This is a genomic window from Pseudomonas sp. MWU13-2862, from assembly GCF_023242495.1.
GTDB classification, from domain to species: domain Bacteria; phylum Pseudomonadota; class Gammaproteobacteria; order Pseudomonadales; family Pseudomonadaceae; genus Aquipseudomonas; species Aquipseudomonas gingeri_D.
The window spans coordinates 282,271-290,018 of record NZ_JALMEZ010000011.1; the positions used below are offsets into that span (position 1 = coordinate 282,271).

A 7,748-nucleotide genomic window follows, 5' to 3' on the forward strand; every position below is an offset into this window, starting at 1 on the left:
ATAATAAGTGGTTAGCAGGAGACATGATGAGCACGCAGACCCCGAGTCAAGGAACCGTTCCCCAGCGTCTGGCACGCACCCGCGAACTGATGCGCCGTGAAGGCGTGCAGGCCTTGCTGGTGCCGTCGGCCGATCCGCACTTGTCGGAATACCTGCCGGCCTATTGGCAGGGCCGGCAGTGGCTGTCTGGTTTCCATGGCTCGGTCGGCACCTTGATCGTGACGCCGGAGTTTGCCGGCGTCTGGGCTGACAGCCGGTACTGGGAGCAGGCGACCAAGGAGTTGGCCGGTAGCGGTATCGAGCTGATGAAATTGTTGCCGGGGCAACCCGGTCCCTTGGACTGGCTGGCCGAACAGTCGCCGTCTGGTGGTGTGGTTGCGGTGGATGGCGCCGTCATGGCCTTGGCTTCGGCGCGAACCCTGGGCGACAAGTTGCAGGCGCGCGGCGCGCGGCTGCGCACCGACATCGATCTGCTCGACCAGGTCTGGGAAGACCGCGAGGTGCTACCAGACCAGCCGATCTACCCGCACCTGCCGCCGCAAGCGACGGTTTCCCGTGGCGAGAAGCTCGCCCAGTTGCGCCGGGAGTTGAATACCCGTGGCGCCGACTGGCATTTCATCGCCACGCTGGATGATATCGCCTGGTTGTTCAACCTGCGCGGTGCCGATGTGTCCTTCAACCCGGTGTTCGTGTCCTTTGCCCTGGTGAACCAGGAGCAGGCCACGCTGTTCGTGTCCCTGGGCAAGGTGAGTGCCGAGTTGGTGCAGGTGCTCAAGGCCGATGGCGTGACCTTGCGCGACTACAGCGAAATCGGCGCGGCGCTGGCCGGCATTCCGGCGGGAGCGGGCCTGCTGGTCGATCCGGCGCGCGTGACGGTCGGTTTGCTGGACAACCTTGCCGAGGATGTGAAGTTGGTCGAGGGGCTCAACCCGACGACCTTGGCCAAGTCCCGCAAGAGCCTGGATGACGCGGTGCATATCCGTCAGGCCATGGAGCAGGATGGCGCGGCCCTGTGCGAATTTTTTGCCTGGCTGGAAACCGCACTGGGCCGTGAACGTGTCACCGAACTGACCATCGATGAACGCCTGAGCGCAGCCCGGGCGCGGCGTCCGGGTTATGTGTCGCTGAGCTTCAATACCATTGCCGCGTTCAATTCCAATGGGGCGATGCCGCACTACCACGCCACTGAAGCGGAGCATGCGCTGATCGAGGGCGACGGCCTGCTGCTGATCGACTCCGGCGGTCAATACCTGGGCGGCACCACGGACATCACCCGGATGGTGCCGGTCGGCACGCCGACGGCTGAGCAGAAACGCGATTGCACTCGGGTACTGAAGGGCGTGATTGCCTTGTCCCGGGCGCAGTTTCCCCGTGGCATTCTTTCGCCGCTGCTGGATCCTATCGCCCGGGCGCCGATCTGGGCCGAAAGCGTGGATTACGGGCATGGCACCGGCCATGGCGTCGGTTACTTCCTCAATGTGCACGAAGGTCCGCAGGTGATCGCCTATCAGGCGGTTCCGGCCCCGCAGACCGCCATGCAGCCGGGGATGATCACCTCCATCGAGCCTGGGACCTACCGTCCGGGCCGTTGGGGTGTGCGTATCGAAAACCTGGTGCTGAACCGTGAGGCGGGCAAGAGCGAGTTCGGCGAATTCCTCAAGTTCGAAACCCTGACCCTGTGCCCGATCGATACCCGTTGCCTGGAACCGTCGTTGTTGACGCAGGAAGAGCGTGACTGGTTCAACGCTTATCACGCCGAAGTGCGCGAGCGCTTGAGCCCGTTGCTCGATGGCGCGGCACTGGAGTGGTTGAACACCCGTACCGTCGCGATCTGATCACGGTTTTGTAGGAGCCGGCTTGCCGGCTCCCGCAATGGATCGCGCTGTGTTCAATCGCTCAGCAGGGCTTCGCTCATATAGTCGACAAACGCCTTGACCCTGGCGGACTGTCGGCGATTGGCCGGAAACACCGCATGAATCGGCAGCGACTGGGTCTGATAGTCGGGCAGAATCGCCATAACCCGCCCCGCCTGCAGATCCTCGGCAAACAGCCACACCGGCGACAGCGCAATGCCGAGCCCGCCCAGGACCATTTCCCTAATCGCCTCCGAATTGTTGCTCTGGGCATTGCCCTTGATGCGCACGCTGTAGCGCTGCCCGTCCTTTTCGTAGTACCAGAGGTTCTGGCTGCTCAGCAGATTGAATTGCAGGCAGTTGTGTTCGCTCAGTTGTTCCGGGGTTTGCGGTTCGCCCCGGCGAGCCAGGTACGCGGCGCTGGCGACGGTGATCCGCCGGGTATCGCCGATGCGCCGGGCGATCAGGTTGCTGTCGCCCAGTTCGCCGATGCGCAGACTGACATCCAGGCCTTCCTCGACCAGGTCCTGGTTCTGGTCGCTGAGTTGCAGGTCGATCTCCAGTTGCGGGTAGCGTGCGAGGAAGTCCGGCAGCCGACTGGCGATCTGCAAACGCCCGAAACTCACCGAGGAGCCGATGCGCAGGCTGCCGGCGACCTGTTCCCGGCCCGACTGAAAGCTGTGTTCGGCATTGTCCACGGCGGCGAGGATCTGCCGGCATTGCGCGTAGTAGCGCTGGCCCTCATCGGTCAGTGACAACTGGCGGGTGCTGCGGGCGATCAGCTTGCCGCCCAGTTCGACCTCCAGTGCCTTGAGGATTTTGCTGATGGTCGGCTGGCTGGTCCGCAGTTCCCGGGCCACGGCGGAAAAACTGCCGCGCTCGACGACCCGGACAAAAATGGCCATTGCATTGAGTTTATCCACGGGACGCCTCATTCATGCCAAAAGGGCATGATCACTATAACAATAACGCGTCTTATCGGCATGAGTGACGGGGCGCATGATCGCTCTCACTTCCACTGATCGAGATCGCCGACATGTCCCACTCCCTTGAAATGAACGCTCTGCTGGTCGACGCCGCCAATGCGCCGTTGCGCCTGGTTTCCATCGACCGCCCCGCACCCGCAGCGGGTCAGGTGCTGGTCCGTATCAAGGCCAGCGGCATCAACCCGCTGGATGCCAAGATCCGCGCTGGCCAGGCCGGTCATGCCCGTCAACCGTTGCCGGCAATCCTGGGCATGGACCTGGCCGGGGTGGTTGAAGCCCTGGGCGAAGGTGTCAGCGGCTGGGCGGTGGGGGATGAGGTGTACGGGTTGGCCACCGGGATCGGCGGTGCCCAGGGTTCGCTGGCCGAGTTTGCCGCGGTCGATGCTCGACTGTTGGCGCGCAAGCCGGCCAACCTGAGCATGCGCGAGGCCGCGGCATTGCCATTGGTGCTGATTACCGCCTGGGAGGGCTTGGTCGATCGCGCCCGGGTAGGCGCCGATCAGTCAGTGTTGATTCATGGCGGAGCAGGTGGGGTCGGCCATGTGGCGGTGCAGATTGCCAAGGCGTTCGGCGCCAAGGTCTTTGCCACCGGCTCCGCCTCGCAACAGGCTCAGATCGAGAACTTTGGCGCGACCTTTATCGATTATCGGCAGCAGGGCGTGGAGGAATATGTCACGCAGCATACCGCCGGCGAGGGCTTCGATATTGTCTATGACACGGTGGGCGGCGAAACCCTGGACCGGTCGTTCCAGGCAGCGCGGATCTATCACGGGCATGTCCTGAGCTGCCTTGGTTGGGGGCAATACAGCCTGGCACCGTTGTCCTTTCGCGGGGCCACTTACTCCGGGGTGTTTACCCTGCTGCCATTGCTCACCGGCCACGGGCGCGAGCATCACGGGCAAATACTGGCACAGGCCGCACGCTTGATCGACGCCGGTCAATTGAAGCCTTTGCTCGATCCCCGGCGGTTTACCCTGCAAACCGCCGAGGAGGCTTATACCTTGCTGGCCGGCGGCGCGGCGCAAGGTCGGTTGGTGATCGAGATCTAGGTTATTCAGTCCTGGAGCAAGGCTTCGCGGACGAAGTCGAGGCGGTCCTGGCCGAAGAACAGCTGATCGCCGACAAACAGGCTCGGCGCGCCAAATACGCCGCGCTGCAGGGCCTGCTCGGTCTTGGCCTTGAGGACAGCCTTGACCTCTTCGTCCTGGGTCAGCGCGAGGACCCGCTGCGGGTCGAAGCCCTTTTCAGCCAACACCCGGGCGACGGTGGTCGGGTCGTTCAGGTTGCGTCCGTCGACCCAGAGGGCGTGATAGAGGGTGTCGACGAACTCGACAAAACGTTCCGGGTCGCGCAGCTGCACGCCAGTGGTCGCGCGCATCAGCATCAGGGTATTGATCGGAAAGTGCGGGTTGTAGAGGAAGGCGACGCCGTAACGACGAGCATAGCGCCCCAGGTCCTGGATCATATAGCGCCCCTTGGCCGGTATCTCGGCCGGAGAGGCATTACCCGTGGCCTTGAACACGCCGCCCAGGAGCATTGGCTGATAAACCAGCTGGCTGCCGGTCTGTTCACAGAGGCCGGGCAACTGGGTGTACGCCAGGTAGGCGGCCGGGCTACCCAGGTCAAAGTAGAACTCGACGGTTTTTTTCATGGATAAAGCGTCCTTGTTGTTATTGTCGTGGGCTTGAGCTTACCAGCGTTCATTCCAGGGACGCAGATCGAGCTCGAAGGTCCAGGCATCGCGGGGCTGGCTGTGCAGGTACCAATAATTCTCGGCGATATGGGCGGGGTCGAGAATGCCGTCCTGATCCTTGAGGGCGTACTTTTCCGGGAAGTTGCTGCGGATAAAGTCGGTGTCGATGGCTCCATCGACCACCACATGGGCCACATGAATATTCAGCGGGCCCAACTCCCGCGCCATGCTCTGGGCCAAGGCCCGGATACCGTGCTTGGCGCCGGCAAACGCGGCGAAACCGGCGGCCCCACGCAGGCCGGCGGTGGCACCAGTGAACAGGATAGTGCCGCGTTTGCGGGTGACCATGCGCTTGGCGACTTCACGGGCATTGAGGAACCCTGAGAAGCAGGCCATTTCCCAGATCTTGAAGTACTTGCGCGCGGTTTCTTCAAGGATGCTGCAGGGCACATTGGCGCCGATATTAAAGACGAATGCTTCGATCGGGCCGATCTGGCTCTCGATCTGTTCGATCAGGGCGATGACGTCCTCTTCCTTGCGCGCATCGCAGGCAAACCCATGGGCTTCGCCGCCAGCCTGCTGGATGATCTCTACCAGGGGTTGCAACTTGTCGGCACTGCGCCGCGTGACGCAGGCGATAAACCCTTCGGCGGCAAAACGTTTGGCGATGGCACCGCCCGTAGCGTCGCCGGCACCGACGACCAATACGACTTTCTTGTTCTGGGTTGCAGTAGTCATGTGTGGATCGCTCTTTTAGTAAACGGTCGTTAACTAAACGAACGTTATGCTACGATTCACCCATCGTCAAGGCGGTCAACAGGAACGGCACCATGCGTTATTCCCTCAGTCACAAGCAGCAAACCCGTGAGCGGTTGCTCGAAAGCAGCGCGCTGTCGGCAAAACGGGAAGGTTTTGCGGGCGTCGGCGTCGACGGCCTGATGAAAGCCATCGGCCTCAGTGGCGGGGCGTTCTATGGCCATTTCTCGTCCAAGGACGAATTGTTCAGTTCAATTGTCGAGCGGGAATTGAGCCAGAGCCTGGTGCGGCTGGGCGGGGAGGGGGAGCCCGATCAGGCGCAGCTCAAGCGTTGCCTGAAGCTCTACCTGAGCATGAGCCATGTCGAGCAGCCGGAGAATGGTTGTGCCTTGCCCGCGCTGGGGGCGGAAATCGCGAGGGCGGATCTGGCGGTGCGCCAGCAGGCCGAAGACTGGATCTATCGGTTACAGCAGCGCTGGGCACAAGCACTGGGCAGCGAAAGCCGGGCCTGGTCGATTCTGTCCCAGTGCGTGGGGGCACTGGTGGTGTCGCGAATGCTGGTGACTCCGGACATTCAGCGCCAGGTGTTGCGATCCAGCCATGATGAAATCAATCGTCAACTGGCAGGGGCGGTTTAGGGCTCAGCGCGGAGGGCTTTTTGCAGATGATGATCATGCTGCGGCTGGTATAGCCGGCGGGGTTGAGGCCGAACGGGTAATCACCCGGGTCTTCCACGGCGTCGCCGGATTTGGCCAGCACTTTATAGCCGCTATCGCTGCAGGAGTCGGCGGCTTTGGTGTAGCACTTTTCCCAGGAGGATGTCAGCCCGGAACAGTTGATATGGACGCCACGCTTGCCGTATTTCATCGGTTTCGAGGTCGCGGCGCAGCCCGCGACGGCAAGTACTGCCAGGACTATCAAGAAGCGTTTCATTACCTTCCCTATCTCTGCCCCCGGATCAATCCGTCCGGTTTGGCTTTTTTCGTGCCGCCTGATTCTTCCTTGATGCCCCTGTCCAAAATATCCAAGGCTGGCATTGAGTTAGGCGTAAACATGTCCTATTTGAGCGGTAAATACCAGCGCTGGCTCACACTCTGTTTCAATCGACCGCGACGGGCGGTGCGGACTCCTTGCGCAGGGTCAGGGTAGCGCCGACGGAGGCGCAGATAATGCAGGCGATGGCGAGCCACTGGGCAACGGACAGGTACTCGTGGAGGAACAGCATCCCGGACAATGCGCCGAAGGAGGGTTCGATGCTCATCAAGGTGCCGAAGGTGCGCGCGGGCAGGCGCGTCAGGGCGACCATCTCGAGGCTGTAGGGCAGGGCGGTGGAGAGGATGGCAACGCCGATGGCCGCCGGGATCAGGGCCGGGGTGAGCAGCGCGGCGCCGGCGTGGACGATACCGATCGGGGCGATGAACAGGGCGGCAATCACCACGCCGAGCGCGGCGGTTTGAACGCCGTTGTCGTGGCCGGCTTTCTGGCCATAGAGAATATACAGCGCCCAGCAGACACCCGCTCCCAGTGCATAGCTGACGCCGAGCAGATCAAGGCTGGCGCTGGCGGCGCCGGTGGGGATCAACAGCAGCAGGCCACTGACTGCCAGGGCAATCCAGAGAAAGTCTATGGCCCGGCGTGAGGCGTAGATCGCCACCGCCAGGGGGCCGGTGAACTCCAGGGCAACGCCGATGCCCAGGGGCACGCTTCTCAAGGACATATAGAAGAGGAAGTTCATGCCACCCAGGGCAATGCCATAGATGATCACGGTGCGCAGGGATTTGGCGGTGAACTTGGCTCGCCAGGGGCGCAGGACCAGTACCATGATGATGCTGGCAAATACCAGGCGCAGGGTTGTGGTGCCCTGGGCACCGACAATCGGGAACATGCTTTTGGCCAGGGAGGCACCGGATTGAATCGAGGCCATTGCGATAAGCAGCAGGCCGACGGGGAAAAGTGTCGAGGCCAGGCTGCGGGACTGCTGGGTCATGGGGAGAGTGTCATCCGGGGCTATATAAGGGAGGCAGGTGTATATGATGCGGAACAACGCATCATTGAGCAATATATTGCTCACTTTGTTGGGTTGGCTCGGTGGCTGTGGTGTTCATATAGGTGGAGCAAGGCTTAAGGGCCTCTTCGCGGGCAAGCCCTGCTCCTACAGGTTTGCGTCGTATACAAAATTGGGGAGCGACAGAGGACTGTAGGAGCAGGGCTTGTCGGATCGCCGCACCGCCGCGAAGAGGCCAGTTCGAACACCGCAAAACCTGGGGTTTCTATACCGTTTTCCACGCTTATGACAGAAAAGTGAAAATAAGCGTTGACGGGAAATTCTGTGGCTCTATAATTCGCCCCACTTCCGGCGCAGTCGAAACGGAAAAGCCTTTGAGATTCAATGAGTTACAAAGGTTTTTAGGGTTTTGATGCGCGGTTCGCTTCAGTTCATCGAAGCGTGGAAGTAGCTGA

8 protein-coding genes are annotated in these 7,748 nt (G+C 61.6%); 3 read left to right on the forward strand and 5 right to left on the reverse strand.

The genetic code is table 11. The annotated features are described in order from the left end of the window. Positions 1-26: 26 nt before the first annotated feature. On the forward strand, positions 27-1,835 hold the full coding sequence (locus tag M5C56_RS20820; RefSeq protein WP_103494783.1) for an aminopeptidase P family protein: 1,809 nt from the start codon (positions 27-29) through the stop codon (positions 1,833-1,835). Positions 1,836-1,888: 53 nt separating this feature from the next. On the opposite strand, the gene M5C56_RS20825 is transcribed toward M5C56_RS20820, so the two are convergent. Then, complete coding sequence (locus tag M5C56_RS20825) at positions 1,889-2,788, reverse strand: LysR family transcriptional regulator (protein ID WP_152736902.1); 900 nt, start codon at positions 2,786-2,788, stop codon at positions 1,889-1,891. Positions 2,789-2,889: 101 nt separating this feature from the next. Here M5C56_RS20825 and M5C56_RS20830 point away from each other — a divergent pair, with 101 nt between their 5' ends. Then, a complete protein-coding gene (locus M5C56_RS20830; protein WP_103494781.1) occupies positions 2,890-3,888 on the forward strand; it encodes a zinc-dependent alcohol dehydrogenase family protein in 999 nt (332 codons plus the stop codon). Between the two features lie 5 nt (positions 3,889-3,893). Here the strand turns inward: M5C56_RS20830 and M5C56_RS20835 are convergent, their stop codons facing one another. After that, entirely contained in the window at positions 3,894-4,490 is a 597-nt protein-coding gene (locus tag M5C56_RS20835) for a 2-hydroxychromene-2-carboxylate isomerase (RefSeq protein WP_103494780.1), read from the reverse strand. Between the two features lie 39 nt (positions 4,491-4,529). Beyond that, a complete protein-coding gene (locus tag M5C56_RS20840) occupies positions 4,530-5,270 on the reverse strand; it encodes an SDR family oxidoreductase (protein WP_103494779.1) in 741 nt (246 codons plus the stop codon). Positions 5,271-5,362: 92 nt separating this feature from the next. Between M5C56_RS20840 and M5C56_RS20845 the strand changes: the two genes are divergently transcribed. Next, positions 5,363-5,926 (forward strand): TetR/AcrR family transcriptional regulator, encoded by a 564-nt coding sequence (locus M5C56_RS20845; protein ID WP_103494778.1) that lies wholly within the window; start codon positions 5,363-5,365, stop codon positions 5,924-5,926. On the opposite strand, the gene M5C56_RS20850 is transcribed toward M5C56_RS20845, so the two are convergent. Both M5C56_RS20850 and rhtA read right to left on the reverse strand, forming a co-directional pair. Beyond that, the gene (locus tag M5C56_RS20850) at positions 5,898-6,221 is read right to left on the reverse strand and encodes a hypothetical protein (RefSeq protein ID WP_103494777.1); all 324 of its coding nucleotides are present in this window, start codon (positions 6,219-6,221) and stop codon (positions 5,898-5,900) included. The two genes, M5C56_RS20845 and M5C56_RS20850, sit on opposite strands and share 29 nt — an antisense overlap. 166 nt (positions 6,222-6,387) lie before the next feature. After that, positions 6,388-7,275, reverse strand: coding sequence for a threonine/homoserine exporter RhtA (gene rhtA, locus M5C56_RS20855; protein ID WP_103494776.1), 888 nt, complete (start codon positions 7,273-7,275; stop codon positions 6,388-6,390). Positions 7,276-7,748: the final 473 nt, after the last annotated feature.

Bases quoted from the DNA above. Each gene is read 5' to 3' on its own strand.
- M5C56_RS20820 (WP_103494783.1), top strand. From the start codon at position 27: ATGAGCACGCAGACCCCGAGTCAAGGAACCGTTCCCCAGCGTCTGGCA.
- M5C56_RS20825 (WP_152736902.1), bottom strand. From the start codon at position 2,788: ATGAGGCGTCCCGTGGATAAACTCAATGCAATGGCCATTTTTGTCCGG.
- M5C56_RS20830 (WP_103494781.1), top strand. From the start codon at position 2,890: ATGTCCCACTCCCTTGAAATGAACGCTCTGCTGGTCGACGCCGCCAAT.
- M5C56_RS20835 (WP_103494780.1), bottom strand. From the start codon at position 4,490: ATGAAAAAAACCGTCGAGTTCTACTTTGACCTGGGTAGCCCGGCCGCC.
- M5C56_RS20840 (WP_103494779.1), bottom strand. From the start codon at position 5,270: ATGACTACTGCAACCCAGAACAAGAAAGTCGTATTGGTCGTCGGTGCC.
- M5C56_RS20845 (WP_103494778.1), top strand. From the start codon at position 5,363: ATGCGTTATTCCCTCAGTCACAAGCAGCAAACCCGTGAGCGGTTGCTC.
- M5C56_RS20850 (WP_103494777.1), bottom strand. From the start codon at position 6,221: ATGAAACGCTTCTTGATAGTCCTGGCAGTACTTGCCGTCGCGGGCTGC.
- rhtA (WP_103494776.1), bottom strand. From the start codon at position 7,275: ATGACCCAGCAGTCCCGCAGCCTGGCCTCGACACTTTTCCCCGTCGGC.